This is a genomic window from Photobacterium sp. DNB22_13_2 (genome assembly GCF_052873915.1).
Genome location: NZ_JBNNXU010000001.1, coordinates 91,898 through 113,054, shown reverse-complemented (window position 1 = coordinate 113,054; position 21,157 = coordinate 91,898). Strand labels below are relative to the sequence as shown.

The 21,157-nt window shown below is 45.3% G+C and carries 17 protein-coding genes; 14 read left to right on the top strand and 3 right to left on the bottom strand.

All coding sequences use genetic code 11. The features are described from left to right. Window positions 1-81: 81 nt before the first annotated feature. The 3 genes from ACVA58_RS00500 (at window position 82) to ACVA58_RS00490 (ending at window position 3,204) form a co-directional block, all read left to right on the top strand. On the top strand, window positions 82-342 hold the full coding sequence (locus ACVA58_RS00500; RefSeq protein WP_446508516.1) for a hypothetical protein: 261 nt from the start codon (window positions 82-84) through the stop codon (window positions 340-342). Between the two features lie 470 nt (window positions 343-812). After that, entirely contained in the window at window positions 813-1,988 is a 1,176-nt protein-coding gene (locus tag ACVA58_RS00495) for an amino acid permease (protein ID WP_446508515.1), read from the top strand. Window positions 1,989-2,406: 418 nt separating this feature from the next. After that, the gene (locus ACVA58_RS00490) at window positions 2,407-3,204 is read left to right on the top strand and encodes a DUF4922 domain-containing protein (protein WP_446508514.1); all 798 of its coding nucleotides are present in this window, start codon (window positions 2,407-2,409) and stop codon (window positions 3,202-3,204) included. A gap of 172 nt (window positions 3,205-3,376) precedes the next feature. Here the strand turns inward: ACVA58_RS00490 and fusA are convergent, their stop codons facing one another. Continuing rightward, window positions 3,377-5,464 carry an elongation factor G gene (gene fusA, locus ACVA58_RS00485; protein ID WP_446508513.1) on the bottom strand — a complete coding sequence of 696 codons (2,088 nt, stop codon included), beginning with the start codon at window positions 5,462-5,464 and terminating at the stop codon, window positions 3,377-3,379. Between the two features lie 915 nt (window positions 5,465-6,379). On the opposite strand from fusA, the gene ACVA58_RS00480 reads away from it, so the two are divergent. Beyond that, window positions 6,380-6,922 (top strand): heme NO-binding domain-containing protein, encoded by a 543-nt coding sequence (locus ACVA58_RS00480; RefSeq protein ID WP_446508512.1) that lies wholly within the window; start codon window positions 6,380-6,382, stop codon window positions 6,920-6,922. Window positions 6,923-6,924: 2 nt separating this feature from the next. After that, window positions 6,925-8,673 (top strand): ATP-binding protein, encoded by a 1,749-nt coding sequence (locus ACVA58_RS00475; RefSeq protein ID WP_446508511.1) that lies wholly within the window; start codon window positions 6,925-6,927, stop codon window positions 8,671-8,673. A gap of 32 nt (window positions 8,674-8,705) precedes the next feature. On the opposite strand, the gene ACVA58_RS00470 is transcribed toward ACVA58_RS00475, so the two are convergent. After that, window positions 8,706-9,161 (bottom strand): RNA methyltransferase, encoded by a 456-nt coding sequence (locus ACVA58_RS00470; protein ID WP_107348260.1) that lies wholly within the window; start codon window positions 9,159-9,161, stop codon window positions 8,706-8,708. Window positions 9,162-9,321: 160 nt separating this feature from the next. Then, window positions 9,322-9,654 carry a PBPRA1643 family SWIM/SEC-C metal-binding motif protein gene (locus ACVA58_RS00465; RefSeq protein ID WP_107348259.1) on the bottom strand — a complete coding sequence of 111 codons (333 nt, stop codon included), beginning with the start codon at window positions 9,652-9,654 and terminating at the stop codon, window positions 9,322-9,324. A 242-nt stretch (window positions 9,655-9,896) separates the two neighbouring features. Here ACVA58_RS00465 and ACVA58_RS00460 point away from each other — a divergent pair, with 242 nt between their 5' ends. The 9 genes from ACVA58_RS00460 (at window position 9,897) to ACVA58_RS00420 (ending at window position 21,146) form a co-directional block, all read left to right on the top strand. After that, a complete protein-coding gene (locus tag ACVA58_RS00460) occupies window positions 9,897-11,711 on the top strand; it encodes an extracellular solute-binding protein (protein WP_446508510.1) in 1,815 nt (604 codons plus the stop codon). Window positions 11,712-11,713: 2 nt separating this feature from the next. After that, a complete protein-coding gene (locus ACVA58_RS00455; RefSeq protein WP_255041485.1) occupies window positions 11,714-12,799 on the top strand; it encodes a microcin C ABC transporter permease YejB in 1,086 nt (361 codons plus the stop codon). Continuing rightward, the gene (locus ACVA58_RS00450; RefSeq protein ID WP_446508509.1) at window positions 12,799-13,821 is read left to right on the top strand and encodes an ABC transporter permease; all 1,023 of its coding nucleotides are present in this window, start codon (window positions 12,799-12,801) and stop codon (window positions 13,819-13,821) included. Before ACVA58_RS00455 ends, ACVA58_RS00450 begins: the two co-directional genes overlap by 1 nt. A gap of 2 nt (window positions 13,822-13,823) precedes the next feature. Then, window positions 13,824-15,416 (top strand): ABC transporter ATP-binding protein, encoded by a 1,593-nt coding sequence (locus ACVA58_RS00445; RefSeq protein ID WP_446508508.1) that lies wholly within the window; start codon window positions 13,824-13,826, stop codon window positions 15,414-15,416. 233 nt (window positions 15,417-15,649) lie between these two features. After that, window positions 15,650-17,149, top strand: coding sequence for a glucose-6-phosphate dehydrogenase (gene zwf / locus ACVA58_RS00440; protein WP_446508507.1), 1,500 nt, complete (start codon window positions 15,650-15,652; stop codon window positions 17,147-17,149). After that, window positions 17,146-17,868, top strand: a complete 723-nt coding sequence (gene pgl, locus ACVA58_RS00435; protein WP_446508506.1) for a 6-phosphogluconolactonase — start codon at window positions 17,146-17,148, stop codon at window positions 17,866-17,868. Before zwf ends, pgl begins: the two co-directional genes overlap by 4 nt. A gap of 12 nt (window positions 17,869-17,880) precedes the next feature. After that, entirely contained in the window at window positions 17,881-19,329 is a 1,449-nt protein-coding gene (gene gnd / locus ACVA58_RS00430) for a decarboxylating NADP(+)-dependent phosphogluconate dehydrogenase (RefSeq protein ID WP_446508505.1), read from the top strand. Between the two features lie 274 nt (window positions 19,330-19,603). Beyond that, window positions 19,604-20,047: a hypothetical protein gene (locus ACVA58_RS00425; RefSeq protein WP_446508504.1), complete on the top strand. Its 444-nt coding sequence runs from the start codon at window positions 19,604-19,606 to the stop codon at window positions 20,045-20,047. Next, window positions 20,025-21,146: a hypothetical protein gene (locus ACVA58_RS00420; protein WP_446508503.1), complete on the top strand. Its 1,122-nt coding sequence runs from the start codon at window positions 20,025-20,027 to the stop codon at window positions 21,144-21,146. The genes ACVA58_RS00425 and ACVA58_RS00420 overlap by 23 nt, the downstream gene beginning before the upstream one ends. Window positions 21,147-21,157 lie beyond the last annotated feature (11 nt).

The window sequence follows — 21,157 nt, the reverse complement described above, 5'->3', positions numbered from 1 at the left end:
ACCATGTGAGTGATTGCCCCTTGCAACTCGGCATGATTTTGGTAAAACGAAAGTATATTTGAGTGATACAGAGAAACAGGGATGAACGAATCAGCCAAGTCAGTGGCAGAAAAGTTACTAAGTTCGGCAATTTTGGAGCAAGTGAAAAAACAAGGTGCCATTAATGCCCTCGAAGAGGTTTACAGTAAAGCTCGCTATGCACGTTTTACCCGTGTGAAATGGAGTGGTAACTTTTATGATGGCCTTCTATTTGACGATGGCAGTACCATCAGCGTTTATCCAGCATCTTTTAACAAACTCACGCTAATTGCTGCTAAGTCTGGCGTCGCTGTGTCAGCCTAAGCCCTCTTTCAGAGTGAAAATGAACCCTTTGGGCCAATGTCCAAAGGGTTTTTATTTACTTAAAACCAAGCGTTCCATTTTTGGAAAGTAAGATTTCAGTTGCGAGTGTTGAAGTGCTCCTAACGACCATATAAGTTGCTAACTGACCAAACAAAACTAGGGTAATCAATGGATGGTTGCCTTGATTATAGGGATTTATCGTTGTTGGAGTACGATTAATGAACCATAAAACCACGGGGAAGATCCATCTATCCTCTGCTGATACCTTGACGCACGCTTGTGCCTGCCATTCCTATCCCGCTGCACCTTCCGCAAACATTCAGTTTTACGGCTATTTTGCCGCATTCCGATTTAGTCACTAATCTCTATTGCTGCTTTTTCGTCTGCAGCGCATTGATATATAGATTATTTAAACCTTTTCGTTTTCTGCCCTCAAACGTGGCGGATACACATTATTTCGAGACAAAATTGTGAATTTAAAACTGCTTGGTAGTTCTCTCATTATTGCGGGTACGGCACTGGGTGCCGGTATGTTGGCTATTCCTATGGTATTGGCCCAGTTTGGCCTACTCTGGGGGACGTTGTTGATGCTAGTGATCTGGCTGGGTACGACGTATGCGGCACTGTTGTTGCTAGAAGCCAGTATTAAGGCCGGTGGCGGTCTAGGCATGAACACGATAGCCCGTAAAACCCTTGGAAAGGGGGGCCAGTTGGTGACTAACGGTCTACTTTACGCGCTATTGGTTTGCCTACTAATGGCGTACATCATTGGGGCAGGTGACTTGGTTATGAAACTCTTATCCAGTATCGGCCTAGACCTGAGCCTAATGCAAAGCCAAATAGCCTTTACTCTGCTTGCGGGCGGTGTAGTTGCTGCGGGGACGGCAGTTATTGATAAACTAAACCGTGCGCTATTTGCAGTGATGGTCGTCATGCTTGTGCTGACATTGCTTTCTTTGGTTCCTACCATTTCAATCGACAATCTAATGGTCGCCACCAGCGACAGTAAGATTGACCTGATCAAAACCAGTTCGGTGTTGTTCACCAGCTTCGGCTTTATGGTAGTGATCCCATCGTTGGTGACATACAACAAAGAAGCCACACACCAGCAACTGCGGAATATGGTTGTGATTGGCTCTCTTGTCCCACTGTTTAGCTACTTACTATGGTTATATGCAGCAATGGGTAACCTAAGTGCCGAGCAGATGGTCGATTTCCAGAATGTGTCTGAGCTAATCGCTGTGCTGGGTTCAAACCACAGTATGATTAACCTTATCTTGTCAGTATTTACTGGTCTGGCGCTACTGACCTCTTTCTTGGGTGTTGCAATGGCGTTGTTTGACCAGAACGTTGATACATTCCGCCAAAACCGTGCTGTCACTTATGTACTCACTTTTATTTTGCCACTTGCTGGTGCTTTGTTCGCTGCCGATCAATTCCTGTCAGTATTAGGGTACGCAGGTATTATCTTGGTATTCCTTGCGGTGTTCATTCCAATGGCGATGACTATAAAGCTTCGCGAAGAAGATGATAGCGCGTTTGAAGTTGATGCCTCGGGCGTGTTGTATCAAGCATCTGGTGGTCAATTGGCGATGGGGTTTAGCTTCCTGTTCGGATGCTTCTTGCTTGCGGCTGAGTTGATTTAAGCGCAGTGAATAACAATAAATAAACAATATAAGAAGAGGGGCGTTTACTAAGTAAACGCCCTTTTTGTTTCTACCTGTTTTATGCACAAGGCAAGCAGGCTGGATAGGCAGGATGCGACCAAACAAAACTACCTGTTGAAGTTTTAGCGACCAAACAAAAACTTCTAACTGCTTTATGGAGTACTATTGGGAATAGGATAAAGCAGTGTTTTCCAATGGCATTGATAATACAAACTTTCGTGGTTGGCAGCTATATCTAGCCTTCATCCTACTTATGCCGAAAAGGGCGATTATTGTAAACTATAGTGTACACCAAATATAACGGCGTCCATAAGGTGTAATATGGCGAAAGAATGCTTTCGTAATGAGCGACTTGATGTTGCTTAGGTATAGAAAAGACGTTGGTGAGGAGATAGATATGTTTGGTGAAACTGAAACACTTTGGGATAAGGCGAGTCGTGTTTCTGAACGCGCATTAGCTACGGGGAGCTTGATGCCAATAGTCACTGATGCTCAGCTAATAGAAGAAGAGGGGATTTCGTACTTTGCCCATGTTGTTACAGCCAACGCGACGAAAAAGTTCCAGGCAACCTCGGTCCAAGGCAATCCGTTCTTGCCCTATGAGCAATCACTTTATGTTGATGAAGCCGGTCAAGAGCATGTTTGTCTGTTGAATAAGTTTCCCGTTTTGTCTCCACACTTACTCATCTGCTCTAAAAGCTTTATCCCACAGCAATCTCGCTTAACTTTAAGTGATTTCCACGCTTGGCTGACAGGTTTTGACCATCCCGACGTCTTTGGCTTTTATAACAGTGGTCCGCAGGCAGGGGCGAGCCAAACTCACCGCCATATGCAGTTAGTGCGATCGCCTTTACCATTGGAGCAGGTTATCTCACAAGGGGAGTTGCCTTTCGTACATTGCTTACTTCCATTACAGGCTCTGGATGCTGAGGTACTGTATAAACATTACTTGGCGATGATGAAGCAGTTGGGGCTTCTAGCTGATACCGAGGGTGGGGATTGTACCCCTTATAACCTCTTACTCACCGAACGTTGGATGTTATTGTTTCCCCGAAGCACAAATAATATCGAGGGTATTTTTGCCAATGGGATAAACTATTCAGGACGTTTTCTGGTTAAGCAGGCTGAGCAATTAGAGTGGCTTCAGCAATATGGACTAATGAACTACCTAGCCAACTGTAGCCGTCACTCTTAATACTAATATCAGCCAACATAAGTACTTGAGCAACTACTGATCCAGATTAGTATAAGCAGGTAAGTCACGCAGGGCGGCGGGGGAGCGATGATTCTGTCTGATATTAAAGGTATAAAAAAACCCGATAGCCAAGCTACCGGGTTTTTATCAGCCATTAAAGCTTAAGAAAGAATTACTTCTTCTCGTTAGCAGCTTTAACGTCAGCAATAACCTGCTCTGCAACGTTTGCAGGACATGGTGAGTAGTGCGCGAACTCCATAGAGAACTGACCACGACCAGAAGTCATTGTACGTAGGTGACCGATGTAGCCGAACATTTCTGATAGAGGAACATCAGCTTTGATACGAACACCAGTAGAACCAGCCATCTGATCTTTGATCATGCCGCGACGACGGTTAAGGTCACCGATAACATCACCAACGTGATCTTCAGGAGTGAACACGTCTACAGCCATGATAGGCTCAAGAAGCTGTGCACCTGCTTTAGGCATAGACTGACGGAATGCACCTTTCGCTGCGATTTCGAATGCTACTGCAGATGAATCGACTGCGTGGAAACCACCGTCGAATAGTTCAACTTCAACGTCAAGAACAGGGAAACCAGCTAGAACACCAGTGTCCATCATGCCAGCAAAACCTTTCTCGATTGCAGGCCAGAATTCTTTAGGAACGTTACCGCCAACTACAACAGAGCTGAACTTGAAGCCAGAACCAACTTCGCCAGGCTTGATACGGTAGTCGATCTTACCGAACTGACCAGAACCACCAGACTGTTTCTTGTGCGTGTAGCTATCTTCAATTGGTTGAGTGATAGTTTCACGGTAAGCAACCTGAGGTTGACCAACGATTAGGTCTACACCGTAAGTACGCTTAAGGATATCAACCTTGATGTCTAGGTGAAGTTCACCCATACCTTTAAGGATGGTTTCGCCAGTTTCTTCGTCAGTTTCAACCTGGAATGATGGATCTTCTGCAACCATCTTACCGATAGCGATACCCATCTTCTCAGAACCGCCTTTGTCTTTCGGCGTAACTGCGATAGAGATTACTGGAGTTGGGAAGATCATTGGCTCAAGAGTACACTCGTGCTTAACATCACATAGAGTGTGACCAGTTTGAACGTTCTTCATACCAACAACAGCGATGATGTCACCAGCTTGTGCTTCAGTTAGCTCGTTACGGTCATCTGCCTGCATCTCAACCATACGGCCGATACGCTCAGTTTTACCTGTCGCAGAGTTAAGGATGGTGTCACCCTTCTTCATGCGGCCAGAGTAGATACGGATGAACGTTAGGGCACCGAAACGGTCGTCCATAATTTTGAACGCAAGCGCTTTTAGTGGCTCGTCAACAGATACTGTTGCAACTTCACCAGTTGGCTCACCAGTTTCTGGATCTGTTAGCGGCTGAGGATCTACTTCTGTTGGAGCAGGTAGGTAATCTACAACAGCATCAAGGATAAGTTGCATACCCTTGTTTTTGAACGCAGAACCACAGAATGTTGGGAAGAACGCGATGTCACGAGTACCTTTACGGATACAACGCTTGATGTCTTCGATAGAAGGCTCTTCACCTTCCATGTAAGCTTCCATCAGGTCATCGTCCTGCTCAACAGCAGTTTCGATTAGCTCTTCACGGTACTGTTCTACTTCGTCAACCATGTCCGCTGGAACATCTTTGATTTCGTAGTTTTCTGGAAGACCAGTTTCGTCCCAAACGTAAGCTTTACGGCTTAGTAGGTCAACAACACCAACGAAGTCGTCTTCACGACCGATTGGTAGAACCATGATTAGAGGAGTAGCACCAAGAACGTTCTTAACTTGATCAACAACGTTGAAGAAGTCTGCACCCATGCGGTCTAGTTTGTTAACGAAGATCAGACGAGATACTTCTGATTCGTTCGCGTAACGCCAGTTAGTTTCTGACTGAGGCTCAACACCACCAGAACCACAGAATACACCGATACCACCGTCAAGTACTTTAAGAGAACGGTATACTTCAACTGTGAAGTCAACGTGTCCAGGAGTATCGATAACGTTTAGGCGGTGGTCGTTCCAGAAACAGCTAACTGCTGCAGACTGGATAGTAATACCACGCTCAGCTTCCTGCTCCATGAAGTCAGTAGTTGATTCGCCGTCGTGAACTTCACCAGTCTTGTGGATCTGACCAGTAAGCTTAAGGATACGCTCTGTAGTAGTGGTTTTACCCGCATCAACGTGCGCGAAAATACCAATGTTTCTGTATTTAGATAAATCTGCCATTGTTTTTCTCTATAAACAATTAGTGTCACTATTCGGTGGGGGAGTATATCACTGATTCCAACAAACATTACATAGGTCATTTAAGATAAAATGAACATTTGCTTGTTTTTGCTCCGTCTTTTGGGGTTTTATGGCACAAACGCTCAATAAACCCACAAGACAAGCCTGTCATAACACAATCTGTTTCGTCAATCACCGTTAAATTACGCTTTGAAAGGTGACGTAGGAACAGTCATAACGGCTTTTTGCCGGTTCATTGTTCACTAACAGTGAACGATGTTAATGGATTCATAGTAGCTAGCAAGCCACTAAATCCGCTTAATTCTAGTATCAATAGATAAAAGCTACCAGTGGCATGCTGCAAATTGCTTTGAACTTGGCGTTGAGCAGAGGCTTAGGGCTGCGCGGAAAAGTAGATCGTGATGTCAGCCAAATCCTGTTCATTGAGGACGGATAACTGCTGCTTCATTATTTCTCCATATACCCCACTACGTTCTCTATTTTGGTAGGATTTCATCGAGTTATAAAGGTACAAGTCATTTTAGTTATTGATGTGGGGGATAGTCATCTTTCTTGGCAATGCCATTTTGTCTGTGGCAGAACTGGCAGGAGAATGATTTTACTTTGCCAGATTCGTTGTTGCCTTGAGGCATGGAATTGGCCCATGAAGAGGTACTGATAAGTACGCTGAGTATATAAAAGAGGGTGAATAGAAAAGTACGATTCATTGTTCGCACAATATTGTGTTATTTAGCCTCAAAATAATGCTAGTTAATGGCTTTCGAAAATCTGACGTTAACAAGTATGTACTCAATAAATAAGTCCCTTTTTAGCAAATGAAATAGGTTGCAATAATTTTGACCATTAGAGATTCGTTTCCCATACTAAAATCAACGGGTAAGGGAGATTAAGTGTATGAAAGGAATTATTTTTGCTGAGTTTCTAGATGTTGTAGAAAACCGCTTTGGGTTAGAGGTTTGCCAGCAGATGCTCGATGATGCCGGTGTTGACGGCATTTACACAGCAGTAGGTAGTTATGACCACCGGGTTTTGGTGAAATTGATTGTCTGCCTGAGCAAAATTACGGGTGTGTCCCCAGAAGCACTTCAGGAAGTTTACGGTGAGGCATTGTTTGCTCGTTTACTTTCCACCATGCCAATGGATAATGGTGAAAAACCAAATGGTACCTTTAGCTTTATTGAGCGGGTTGAGCGCCATATTCATATTGAAGTGAAAAAGCTATACCCCAATGCCAATCCACCACAATTTGACTTCATTTCAAAAACATCCGCCCAAATGGTGCTCGACTACATTTCAGCTCGTTGCTTTTCCCATGTTTGCCTGGGTTTGATCCGTGGTTGTACCCATCATTTCAACGAAGAAATGGATATTAAAATGGAACCCGTTAATCAGGACCAGAGTCATGTACGATTTACGCTGACGCTAAACGCGGAGTAACTATGGGCCTTGAACGCATGGATCTGGAACGTCACGTTGCATTAATGCAGAAGAAAATTGACCGTGAGCGAGAAGCCAGAAAAATGGCAGAAATGCTATTGGAGTCAAAAAGCTTAGAGCTCTTTCAGACTAAACAGTTGGTTGAGCAAAACCTTGAACAGATGAGAGACAAGGTAGCCAGTGGGTCTGATTTTTTGTCATATCAGCAGAAGATGGACAACCTACTGCTCCGCTTTGGTCATACGTTCCTAAAATATCAGCCTTCATTAGGTATCATTAAAGAGCTTCTCGATACATTGATTACGAGTAACGCAGCCAGTGCATGTGGGATAAACATAGGTTGTGATTCTACTCCGGCACTCAATATTAGTTATTTTTCTGGTATTGATGAAAAGTTAGCCCCCCCAGCAAAGCTGACTTCAATCGGTGAGTGTTGGGATGAGCATCATCAATTGCATTGGTTTTCACTCAGTAACTCTGTTGTTAAAGGGTATTTTGTAACGAGAATCGATGAAAGGAGAGAGTGGCACACTACGATACGCAAGCATATGAACTTGATTGGTGAAATGCTTCGTACATCTATCGACCGTCAACTGAAACTGGAAGAAGCAATTAGGGCGAGGAAGTCGGCTGAGGAGTCGGAGAAGTCGACCCGTGATTTTTTGGCGATGATAAATCATGAATTGAGAACACCGCTAAATGGCTTATTGGGTACCGCGGAGTTGCTGTCGGATACTGAACTGGGATGTCATCAGAGGGGACTGTTATCTACCTTGCATCATTCTGGAGAGCTGCTCCGTGCCATCATCAATGACTTGCTGGATTACAGTAAGATAAATGCTGGCATGATGGAATTAACGGTTAAATCTTTCGACAGCCGTTTGATGACCAATATGTTGAAAGATATCTTCCAGCATCCTGCAAATGAAAAGCAACTCGATTTTTCTATTCACTTTCTGCCTGATACGCCGCAATGGTTATTGGGCGATGAAGATAGGATCAAGCAGATCTTTGTGAATCTTATAGGTAATGCGATTAAGTTCACCCAGAAAGGGTATGTATCCGTCACTATTGGTTGGCAAGACGAAGCTCTTAAGTTTGTAGTGAGAGATTCTGGGTGTGGTATTCCCAAAGAAAAAGTGGGGACTTTGTTCCAGCCTTTTACTCAAGTCGATAATTCTAGTAATCGGCAGCATGAAGGTACTGGCTTGGGGTTAGCTATTTGTAAAAAGCTCGCTGAGCAGATGAAGGGCAGGATAGAAATAGACAGTGAAGATGGCCGAGGTACTACTTTTACCGTTACTCTTCCATTAGACGTGAGTCTCTCAACGGCTGACGAGAAAGGTGGCCAGCAAGGCGGTATAACTTCAATTGATGATTTGACTATCTTGGTAGTGGAAGATTTAAAAACCAATCAAATGATCATCAAATTGATGCTAGGTAAGTTTGGTATCACCCCTGCGATTGCAGACAATGGACAAAAGGCACTTGAGATCTTAAAGCAGCAGGATTTCGACATTGTGTTGATGGATTGCCGCATGCCTGTACTCGACGGTTATGCTACCACAGAGCGTTTACGCAGTGCAGGATATACTAAACCGATCATAGCGCTCACGGCAGGCACGACTAAAGCTGAGCGGGAAGAATGTTTTACTGCTGGTATGGATGATATTCTGTGCAAGCCTTATCAAAGTACCGAGCTTAGGGAAATGGTTGAAAAATGGGGCGCAGAAATTACCCCCCAAGATTAGGACTTGTCCATATTCCGTTTTGATGTGCAGTGCTAGTGGTTAGAAAACCCCTCACCTTTAGCCATGCGATCATAAAGAATGACATTGACTGCTGCGGCCAGGTTCATACAACCCTTAGTTGGCACGTAGATAGTTTCACGGCAGAATTCGGTGATTTCTTTTTTCAACGTCCCGTCTTCAGGGCCAAAGATGTAAAAAGCCCGCTGTGGGTGTTTGTAATCAGGTAGCGGTTTTGCTCCCTCAACCAGATCAACGGCAACCGGGACGCAATCGTGTGGAATAATGTTTTTGAGATCTTCGACGCCAATTAGCGGGATATCGAGAATGGTATTTTTGGTGTCAGTACAAAACTTCTTAGCAAGGTCATAGCGTGTGCCTGTGTAAAACACACTATTGACGCCATAGCAGCCAGCGGCACGCATGACAGAACCAACATTTTCAGGGGTTTTGGGATTAAATAGCCCAACACAGGCGTAACCTTTGCTCATAACTCGTATCTTTCCGAAATTTTCAACAGCGCGAGATTATACGGATTCTGACGGAAAATGGCAGGGGGAAGGCTAATGAAGTATAGAAGCGTATGAAAGAGGGACAACCCGGCACAAAGAGGGCACCGGGTTCAATCACCCTGCTTGCTGGGCTAGCACGTTAGCCACAGCACTTCTTGAATTTTTTGCCGCTACCGCATGAACACGGATCATTACGATTCGGTGTCTTCTCAAAAACAGTCGTTTTTGGCTTGTTGATCAGCGTCTCAAGTTCAACCAGGTTTTCTTCTGCCTCACTGTTTACTGTTATCGTAGCAAATAGTTCGTGTTGCTTGAGTAGAGCTTCAGTCTCAGCTTTTTTCTCATCGCTATTCACAACAAGTTGTAGCGGGTTAATTTCAGTTCCCAACTTTTTGGCCTGATTGGTATTGAAGCCGTAGCTTTCGTGCTTAGGCTTTTTCTCAATGCGGCCTTTAAAGAAGAACTTAGACATATGATGCTCCTGGCTTAAATAAGATAGTTTCAAGCTCGAAAGCATGAAAGCGGGCGATATTAACGACTTCAACAGCTTGCCGCAAGTGATCACAGCTTTTCATATTACCTATTGAGTGGTTGTTCATTTGTCATTAGTGTCCTATCGTAAACATATACCATAAAATAATTATATCTAATTCAACGAGTAAGATAGCGTACAGCAAACGCTACCTGAAAATAGATTCAAGCATGGAGGCCTAGATGTACAAATGCGTCTCATCGTTATTGGTGGCGATGGTTATAGCTGGTTCTGTCTCTGCTAACGAGGTGATTGAAAGTCGCTCGTTAGTCGGGTTTGGCAGTGCTAAATATCCTGCTGACTTTTCCCATTTTGACTATGTAAACCCTGATGCCCCCAAAGGTGGTCAGGTTACTTATGCTCAGGTTGGTACATACGACAGCTTTAACCGTTTCGCCTCGCGGGGAGTCTCGGTCGCAGGCAGTGAGGCTATCTATGACACTTTGTTTGTGTCGTCAGAAGATGAAATCGACAGCTATTATCCACTCATTGCCGAAAAGGTTCGTTATCCCGATGATTACGCCTGGATGGAAATTGATATCAATCCAGATGCTAAATTCCATGATGGTAAGCCAATCACCGCCGCTGATGTTGCCTTTACCTTTGATAAATTTATGAAAGAAGGGGTCGCCCAGTACAAGGTGTACTTCAAGGATGTTAAATCGGTAACGGCTAAGTCTGAGCGCACCGCGCGGATAGAAATGGTAAAACCAAATCGCGAGGTACTGTTAGCGTTAGTGCAGGGAATGAATGTACTGCCTGAGCACTTTTGGAAAGACAAAAATTTGAGCGAGCCTCTCAATACGCCACCTGTTGGCAGCAGTGCGTACAAAATCTCCGATTATAAACCCGGCCAAAGTGTGACTTATTCTCTCGCTAAGGACTACTGGGCAAAAGATTTACCGGTAAATGTTGGCAGACATAACTTCCAAACCATCAAATACGATTACTATCGGGATGAAACGGTAACGCTGGAAGCGTTCAAGGCTGGCGAGTATGACATCAGGGAAGAGAATGTGGCCAAGTTTTGGGCGACCTTGTATCAAGGAACCAACTTTGACAAAGGCTATATAGTAAAAGAAGAAATCCCACATCAAATACCTCAATCAATGCAGGCGTTTGTATTTAATACCGAGCGAAGCTACTTCAGTGATCCTAAAGTCCGCGAAGCCTTGTCTTATGCCATGGACTTTGAATGGATGAACAAAAGTCTGTTCTATAACCAGTATACCCGCACTCGCAGCTATTTTCAGAACACCGATTATGAAGCTAAGGGGCTACCATCTGAAGAAGAAGCAGCGGTATTGGCCCCAGTAAAAGACAAAGTGCCAGAACGAGTGTTTACTACAGAATATCAACCCCCTAAGTCTGATGGCTCTGGTCGTATCCGGGTTCAACTTCGAAAAGCGCTGGCTTTGATGAAAGAGGCGGGTTGGGAAGTGCAGAATAAGGTAATGACCCATGTCGAGACTGGCGAAACCTTTGCCTTTGAATTGCTGATGTACAGCCCGACCACCGAGCGTCTAGCGATTCCGCTGCAAAAGAACCTGAAGTTGCTGGGTATTGATATGCGCTTACGTACGGTAGATACCACGCAATATATCAAGCGTTTGAGAGACAGAGATTTCGATATGGTGTCTGCAGGCTACGGTGCCAATCCATATCCAAGCCCGAATTTAATGATCGCCTGGAACAGTAACTTTATAGACAGCACCTACAATACGGCTGGTGTAAAAGATCCGGCGGTTGATTACCTGACCGAGCAAATTGCCGAAAATCAGGAAGATCCCGATAAGTTATTAAGCCTTGGCAGGGCGCTTGATAGAGTATTGCAGTGGAACTTTTATGTGATCCCACAGTGGCATATCAGCATGTTCCGGGTGTCGAGCTGGGACAAGTTTTCCCGTCCCGAGTTACGACCGAAATATACGTTAGGTAAAGATACGTGGTGGCTTGATACTGAAAAAGCGGCCAAGTTACCTGAGAAACGGCGGTAATTATGTCGGCATATATCATTCGGCGTCTGTTGTTGGTGATCCCCACCTTGTGGGCGATCATCACCATCAACTTCTTTGTGATTCAAATTGCCCCCGGCGGGCCAGTTGAGCAGGCAGTTGCCCAGCTTGAAGGTCATAGCTCCGGGATCATGGAGCGCTTTACTGGCGGAGGGCAGGAAGTCGGCTCGCTAGAACCTTCGGATAATGGCTCGGGTTATCGTGGCTCCCGTGGCCTAGACCCTGAAGTGGTCGACGCTATTAAGAAGCAATTTGGCTTTGATAAGCCATTGCTCGAACGTTATCTCGATATGCTCAAAGATTACGCGACCTTTAATTTTGGCGAGAGCTTATTCAAGGGCGGTAACGTTATTGATCTGATCATCGATCGTTTGCCTGTTTCCATTTCACTTGGTCTGTGGAGTACGTTGATCATTTATTTGGTCTCTATTCCACTGGGTATCAGTAAAGCCATCAAGCATGGTTCGCGCTTTGATGTGTGGAGTAGTGCTGTGGTGATCGTGGGTTATGCGATTCCCGGTTTTCTATTCGCAATTTTGTTGATCATTTTCTTTGCCAGCGGTAACTACTTCAGTTGGTTCCCGCTGCGCGGATTAGTGTCATCGAATTTTGATCAACTGAACTGGTACCAGCAAATTATCGATTACTTTTGGCATTTAGCGTTGCCTATTCTGGCAATGGTCATCGGTGGTTTTGCGACCCTGACCATGCTGACCAAAAACTCGTTTCTTGATGAAATCAATAAACAATATGTTGTAACGGCTCGTGCCAAAGGGCTGGATGAGAGCAGCATTTTGTACCGTCACGTTTTCCGTAATGCCATGCTGATAATTATTGCGGGCTTCCCGGCTGCATTTATTAGTATCTTCTTTACCGGAGCAATGTTGATTGAGGTGATGTTCTCTTTAGAAGGGATAGGGTTGCTGGGTTTTGAGTCGACCATACAGCGCGATTATCCTGTGGTATTTAGCTCCCTGTATATCATGACCCTGTTGGGGCTAGTGATGAATATTATTTCGGATATTACCTACACATTGGTCGATCCCCGGATAGATTTTGAGGCACGTTAGTGAAACTTAACCCATTAACAAAGGAACGTTGGGCAAGATTTCGAGCACATAAGCGGGGCTATTGGTCGCTATGGATCTTCTCATTATTGTTTTTCTGCAGCTTGTTTGCAGAAATTGTTGCCAATGATAAACCGCTGGTGATCCAATTTGATTCACAGTGGTATTTCCCGATTGTGACTCCCTACGCCGAGACTGAATTTGGCGGTGAGTTCGATGCCGAAGCCGACTATACCGATCCTTATGTCGCTGACTTGATCGAGGCTGACGGATTTATGATCTGGCCGATCATCCGCTTTAGTTACGATACCATCAATTATGATCTATCAGGTCCTGCCCCTTCACCGCCAGACCGTGTTAACTGGTTGGGTACCGATGACAAAGGGCGGGATGTCTTGGCACGGATCATCTACGGATTTCGGATATCGGTGCTATTTGGCTTTGCCCTTACTGTTATCTCTACCGTTATTGGTGTCATCGTCGGTGCTTGCCAAGGGTATTACGGCGGGTGGGTAGACTTGTTCGGACAGCGCTTTATTGAAGTGTGGTCAGGTATGCCAACCTTGTTCTTGCTGATTATTCTGTCGAGTTTTGTCGAGCCTAATTTCTGGTGGTTACTGGGGATTATGGTGTTATTTAGCTGGATGGGATTGGTGGGGGTTGTCCGTGCTGAATTCCTCCGTTGTCGAAATCTTGATTATGTGAGGGCTGCGCAAGCAATGGGAGTCGGTGATGGGCGTATTATGCTACGTCACATGTTGCCGAATGCCATGGTGGCGTCACTCACCATGATGCCGTTTATTCTCAGCGGTTCGGTGACAACATTAACGTCGTTAGACTTTCTTGGGTTCGGTTTGCCTGCCGGCTCGCCGTCATTGGGGGAATTACTGGCGCAAGGTAAAACCAATTTGCAGGCACCATGGTTAGGCTTGTCTGCCTTTGTCGTTCTTTCAATCATGCTGAGTTTGCTGGTGTTTGTTGGTGAAGCCGTGCGTGATGCATTTGATCCCCACCATCAGAGGTAACCATGTCGCAACCTATTATTACCATTGAAAATCTGTCGGTGGGCTTTCAAAGCGGAAAAGCTGTCAATCAGGTGACTTACAACGTGAGTTTGGATATCCGACGCGGTGAAACACTGGCGCTGGTGGGGGAAAGTGGCTCTGGGAAGTCTGTGACGGCTAATGCCATTTTGCGTCTGTTGCCTAAATCTTCCACGCACTATTTGAGTGGTCATATCCATTATGATGGCATTGATATGATGCGATGTAGCGAGCGTGAGATGCGTGGCCTGAGGGGGAATCGAATTGGTATGATATTCCAAGAGCCAATGATGTCACTCAATCCGCTGCATAAGGTTGGTCGTCAGCTCTGTGAAACACTGGCCATACACCGTGGAACCCGGCAGCGGGAAGCGCAGAAAAAAGCGCTCGAATGGTTGAAAAAAGTCGGGATAAGAAACCCGGAACAACGCTTAGAGTCATACCCTCACGAGCTTTCAGGTGGCGAACGGCAGCGGGTGATGATCGCAATGGCGCTGATCAACGAGCCTGAATTATTGATTGCCGATGAACCGACCACCGCATTGGATGTTTCGGTTCAAGCGCAGATCTTGGATTTGCTTAACGATCTACAGCGGGAAATGGGGATGGCGATACTGTTTATTACCCATGATCTCAGTATTGTCCGTAAGATTGCCGACCGTGTTGCCGTTATGCAAATGGGGCGGTTGGTTGAAACCAATACAATGATCGAAGTATTTGATCGCCCTCAAGATCCCTATACCATTAAACTGATCAACTCGGATCCAAGTGGCGAGCCGGTGCCTGTTGATATGGCGGCAAGTCCGATGTTTGAAGTTAAGGATTTAAGGGTATGGTTTCCTATTAAGGGCGGTATCCTCAAGCGAGTAAAAGATCATATCAAGGCAGTGACTGATGTGAGTTTTCTACTGCGTACTGGCCACAGTGTAGGTTTAGTCGGGGAGAGTGGGTCGGGAAAGTCGACAACGGGTATGGCTATTCTTAAGCTCCTAGAAAGTACTGGGGAAATAGTGTTTTGCGGTGAGGACATTTCGGCATTTAATCGTAAGCAGATGTTACCTCTACGCAGTAAGTTTCAAGTGGTATTTCAAGATCCGTTTTCTGCTTTGAATCCAAGAATGTCAGTGGCACAAATCATTGGTGAGGGGTTAAGAGTTCATCAAAATTTAACGCCAGAGCAAGAAGACAAAATGATTTGTGATGTGATGCGCGATGTGGAACTCGACCCTGAAACACGTCACCGCTATCCCAATGAATTTTCCGGTGGCCAGCGACAGCGTGTTGCGATTGCGCGGGCGCTGGTACTAAAACCGTCATTCATTCTATTAGATGAACCGACATCATCACTGGACAGAACGGTTCAGTTTCAAGTGCTTACACTGCTTAAGCATTTGCAGCAGAAGTATAACTTAACCTACCTTTTCATTAGCCATGATCTTAATGTGGTGAAATCACTCTGTCACTATACCTTGGTACTTCGCCAAGGGCAGGTAGTCGAACAAGGTGAAACTCAAACCTTGTTTAGTGAGCCACAACAAGACTACACCAAGCAATTAGTATCCCTTTCAGTTGTTTAGAGCCGTCTGGTAGTACCAGATAATTGTAGCTGGGATGTGATGTGCTTCTCCTACATAATGAGTCGCCCAAAAGGTATGGTTCTCATTATCGACTAGAATGTGACCAGTTGACGGTTTTGCCTATCGCTGCGATAGGTAAAACCTTCTGGTGCTTTTGAGTCGTGTTGATTACATTCACAACACAATAAAATGAATAACTTGTCCTGATTGATTCAGGCGAGTGGGAAAGCATTATGGTTAAGCCTGAAAATAATTGTATCGTCATCTTCGGGGCGTCGGGTGACTTGACCCATCGCAAGTTGATCCCTGCCTTTTACCACCTCTTTGCGAATGGACTACTCTCAGAAGAATTCGCAATTTTAGGGGTAAGCCGAACTCATTACTCTGACGCTGAGTTCCAGCAGAAGCTCAAAGAGTCGCTGACTGCCAACGAAAAAGTTGACCCTCAGGTACTAGATGCTTTCTGCCAACGTCTTCATTACCAAGCCATTGATACCAAAAGTGTTGAAGATTATGCCAAGCTGAAAACTCGTTTGGATGACATCGAGCAGAAGTATCAAACCAAAGGTAACACCACCTTCTACTTGGCAACACCGCCGAGCTTGTACAGCGTGATCCCACAATGCCTTGCTGCGCATGGTTTGAACAACGAAGCCAATGGCTGGAAACGCCTGATTGTCGAGAAGCCTTTTGGGTATGATTTGGCAACCGCCGAGCAGCTTGATAAAGACCTACACGCACACTTCCAAGAGCACCAAATCTACCGTATCGATCATTACCTAGGTAAAGAAACGGTTCAAAACCTACTGGTGTTCCGTTTTGCTAATACCATGTTTGAACCCCTGTGGAACCGTAACTTCATCGACTACGTCGAGATCACTGCCGCTGAATTTCTTGGCGTTGAGGAGCGTGGTGGATATTACGATGGCGCAGGTGCTGTTCGTGATATGTTCCAAAACCATTTGCTACAGGTATTGGCAATGGTGGGGATGGAGCCGCCGGCTGCAATAAACGCCGATTCTATGCGTGATGAGGTAATGAAGGTCTTTAAGAGCCTTCAACCGCTATCAGATAAAGACCTGCAGAATAATTTGGTGCTGGGTCAGTACACTGATTCAGATGTTCGTGGTAACCACCTTAAAGGTTACCGTGAAGAACCCGGTGTCGCAGAAGATTCACGTACTGAAACGTACGTCGGGTTGAAGATGTTTATCGATAACTGGCGTTGGAACGGTGTCCCTTTTTATGTTCGTACCGGTAAGCGTTTGCCTACCCGTGTTACCGAAGTTGTCATCCACTTCAAGAAGACGCCGCACCCTGTCTTTGGTGCCAATGCACCTGAAAACAAACTGATCATCCGTATCCAACCGGATGAAGGGATTCTGATGAGCTTCGGTCTTAAGCAGCCAGGCGCAGGATTTGAGGCCAAGGAAGTGAGCATGGACTTCCATTACGAAAGCCTTGAAGAAACGCACATGCTAACCGCTTACGAGCGTTTGCTGCTTGATTCTATGAAGGGTGATGCAACCCTGTTTGCACGTACCGATGCGGTGAAAGCATGCTGGCAGTTTGTTCAGCCAATCCTTGATTACAAAGAAAACCCCGAGCACCTATATGGTTACGCGGCAGGTACATGGGGCCCTAAAGAAGCTGATGAGCTACTGTCTCGTGATGATCGCGAATGGCGCTTCCCTTGTAAGAACCTGACTAATACCGACTATTGTGAGCTATGAGTAACATGAATTATCAGGAATTTGAAAGCTCAGAGCTAGTTGTCCAGGCTTTGGCGAACAGCTTGAAGGAATACAGTGAGCTTGGGCGTCCAGTCCATATTTCACTGTCCGGCGGCAGTACGCCATCTCAGTTGTTTGCCTATTTGGCATCCTCGGAATTTGCCCAATCCATCCAATGGCAGAACCTTCACTTTTGGTGGGGGGACGAACGTTGCGTGGCTCCGGATAATGAGCAGAGTAACTACGGACAAGCCAAAGCCTTGTTGTTTGACCATATTTCGATCCCGGCCGAGAATATCCACCGTATTCGTGGTGAAGACTTTGCAGCAATGGAAGCGATTCGCTTTGCTGAAGAGATGATCTCGGAAATCCCTGAGCACAATGGGACCCCAGAGTTTGATTGGATCTTGCTCGGTATGGGGACTGATGGTCATACCGCCTCTTTGTTTCCAGGGCAAACAGACTACGAAACAACTGAAGTTGCTGCTATCGCAGCACATCCAGAGACTCGCCAGCTCCGCGTGACGAAAACGGCGCACCTGCTGGCAAACGCTAAACGTATTACTTACTTGGTTCTAGGTGCAAGTAAAGCGTCAGTCATTAAAGAAATCGCTGACAACGCACCGGCTGCACAAACATATCCCGCAGCCAAAGTCAGCTCAACGGCTGGCACGACCGAGTGGTATTTAGATTCAGAGGCAGCCAAAGAGCTGGCATAAGGAGAGAAGTAAATGAAAGCAGATATTGGTGTTATCGGGTTGGCCGTAATGGGTCAGAACCTGATCCTAAACATGAACGACAACGGGTTTAAAGTCGTTGCTTACAACCGTACTGTTGCGAAAGTCGATGAGTTTTTGCAAGGTCCGGCGAAAGGTACCAACATTGTCGGTGCGACTTCTCTTGAAGATCTGGTTAGCCAGTTGGAATCACCACGTAAGGTGATGCTGATGGTTCGTGCCGGTGACGTTGTTGATCAGTTTATCGACAACCTAGTACCACTGCTAGACAAAGGCGATATTATCATTGATGGTGGTAACACTAACTACCCAGATACTAACCGCCGTGTGGCAGCGCTTCGCGAGAAAGGCATTCGTTATGTCGGTGCCGGTGTATCAGGTGGTGAAGAGGGGGCTCGTTTCGGACCGTCTATCATGCCGGGTGGTGATCCAGAAGCATGGCCGCATGTGAAGCCAATTTTCCAAGCGATTGCCGCTAAGACCGAAGAAGGTGAAGCGTGCTGTGACTGGGTCGGTAACGAAGGTGCAGGCCATTTTGTTAAGATGGTTCACAACGGTATCGAATATGGCGATATGCAGCTGATCAGTGAAGCCTACCACTTCATGAAAGAAGGTCTAGGCATGTCGCATGACGAGATGCAGGCGACGTTCGCTGACTGGAACAAAACCGAGCTGGACAGCTACCTGATTGAAATAACAGCAGATATTCTTGGCTATCGCGATGAAGACGGTGAGCCGCTCGTTGAAAAAATCCTCGATACTGCAGGACAGAAGGGTACTGGTAAATGGACCGGTATTAACGCCCTAGACCACGGTATTCCGCTAACACTGATCACTGATTCTGTGTTTGCTCGTTGTCTGTCTTCACTGAAAGAGCAGCGTGAGCACGCAGCGTCACTATTCAACAACCCAATTACTGCTGTTGAAGGTGATAAATCTGCGTGGTTAGATGCCCTTCGTCAGGCACTGCTTGCGTCTAAGATCATTTCCTACGCACAGGGCTTTATGCTGATCCGCGAAGCATCTGAGTCTAACAACTGGGATTTGAACTACGGTAATGTTGCTCTAATGTGGCGTGGTGGCTGTATCATCCGCAGTGCATTCCTTGGCAATATCCGCGATGCGTTTGAAGCAAACCCAGAGCTGGCTTTCCTTGGTTTGGATAATTACTTCAAGGATATCCTAGAAAGCTGCCTGCCAGCATGGCGTAAAGTTGTGGCTAAGTCATTCGAGACCGGCCTGCCAATGCCGTGTATGTCTTCTGCGCTGACGTTCCTAAATGGTTATACCACCGCTCGTCTACCAGCCAATATGCTGCAGGCACAGCGTGATTACTTCGGTGCTCATACTTATGAGCGTACTGACAAGCCACGTGGTGAGTTCTACCACACCAACTGGACCGGTACTGGTGGTGATATTTCTTCAACAACCTACGATGTGTAATTCGTAACCTAAAGAAGAATGACGTAAATGTCAGGCGCTGATGATTCAGCGCCTTTTTTATGCCACATGAAAATAGGAGTAAAATTTCGTTACCTGATTTTCCTCTAGCGTCAAAATAAAACACTTCGGCGTGTCAAATAATAGTCATTACTATAATTATAAATTAATAAATAGATTTTTTGTGACCATATTCAAAATCAATAATTAATAATTCATCTTACTGATAAATTATGCCTAGGATATTTGTATAATAAATTATCGTGGGTAGGGAAATGTGACATTTTTATTTCATAGAACTGCTGTTTACATAGTAATGATTCTTGCCTTATTCTCATCATTCGCAATGGCGGAAGGGTATGCCATTGTCACTTCAACGGCTATCCCTCCAGCAGAAAAGCTGACAAAAGTTAAGGCGAGGTTGTTATTTTCTGGAAAAGTGCAAACACTCCCGGGGATAGGAAAAATAGAGTTGATTGATTTCCCTTCAGGAAGTGAATACAGAAAAGAGTTTTATAATAAAATCTTAAGGAAGAGTGAAGGACAAATGAAAAGGATTTGGTCATCCATTGCATTTTCTGGGCGGGCTAAGCCACCGGTGGAGATGAAATCAGATGATATAGAATTGGTTCACCAGTGGCTGCGTCAAAAACCCTTTGCGGTTGGTTATTTGCCTCTTAGCGAAATAGGAGGACTTAATGTTTTGCTTGAGATCCATTAGTGTTGTTTTTATGCTGCTATCTTCAGTTACGGTAAAGGCCGTTGAGTTACCTGATTGGCTTGCCATCTCAGGCTTTGCCTCTGTCGCCGCAGCAAAAAGTGATAATGAAACACCTTACTATTACACTCGAAACATTACCGATGATTGGTGTTTTGACTGCGATACAATCGTTGGTTTGCAGGCTGATGTATTCCCTACCGATTGGCTTCATGCTTCAGTGCAAGTTGTTAAACGGCCTGCGGATGATTTTAGCGATCCTGATCTTGAGTGGGCGTATATTTCCGTTGAGCCTATTACCGATTTGAAAATCCGCGCAGGGCGATTACGCTCACCGACTTTTATGTACTCCCAAGTTGTCTTTGTTAATCAAGCTTACCCTTGGGTACGACTACCGGCTGAGGTTTACGATACAACGGGTGGTTTTACGCGATACGATGGTATTGACGCTTATTACACTTGGACGCTAAGCGATAGCTTATTACTCCAAGTTCAACCTTATGCGGCTTTTAAAACTTCAATAGATGACAATGAAATTAATCATGTCTATTACGATGTCGACTTAAAAGAACTATATGGTTTGCGATTGGATCTCGAAAGTGATGTGTGGAGTATTTATCTCAACTATTTTGAGAGCCGACTTGATATTACAACCGTTGATGAAATAGTTCCGGTTGAATTTAATCAGTTTAATGTTCCTATAAGATTCGAAAAATTGTCGGTACCCATCGATAGCCAAACATGGTCGTACGGCCTGCAATATGAATGGCAAGATTTCACCACTATTTTTGAAGGCACAATCAGTAAAGATGGCCCTTGGGGCGGATATATCTCTTTGCTCTATTACTATAACGACTGGACACCATATGTTGTCTACGGCAAACGTAGTGGTGGGGAAGGGCGAAGTAAAGATGGTTCTGACAGTGTTAGTTTAGGTGTACGCTATGACATATTACCTAACCTCGCGGCAGTGGGTGAGTGGCACTATACCAAAGCCAAGGAAGATCGCCGCGGTAGCTTCACCCCGCCTCAAGTGTCAGATATCACCGACCGTTCAGCCAATATATTTTCATTGGGGTTAAATTACAGCTTTAGCTTGTAGAGTTCGAGCGA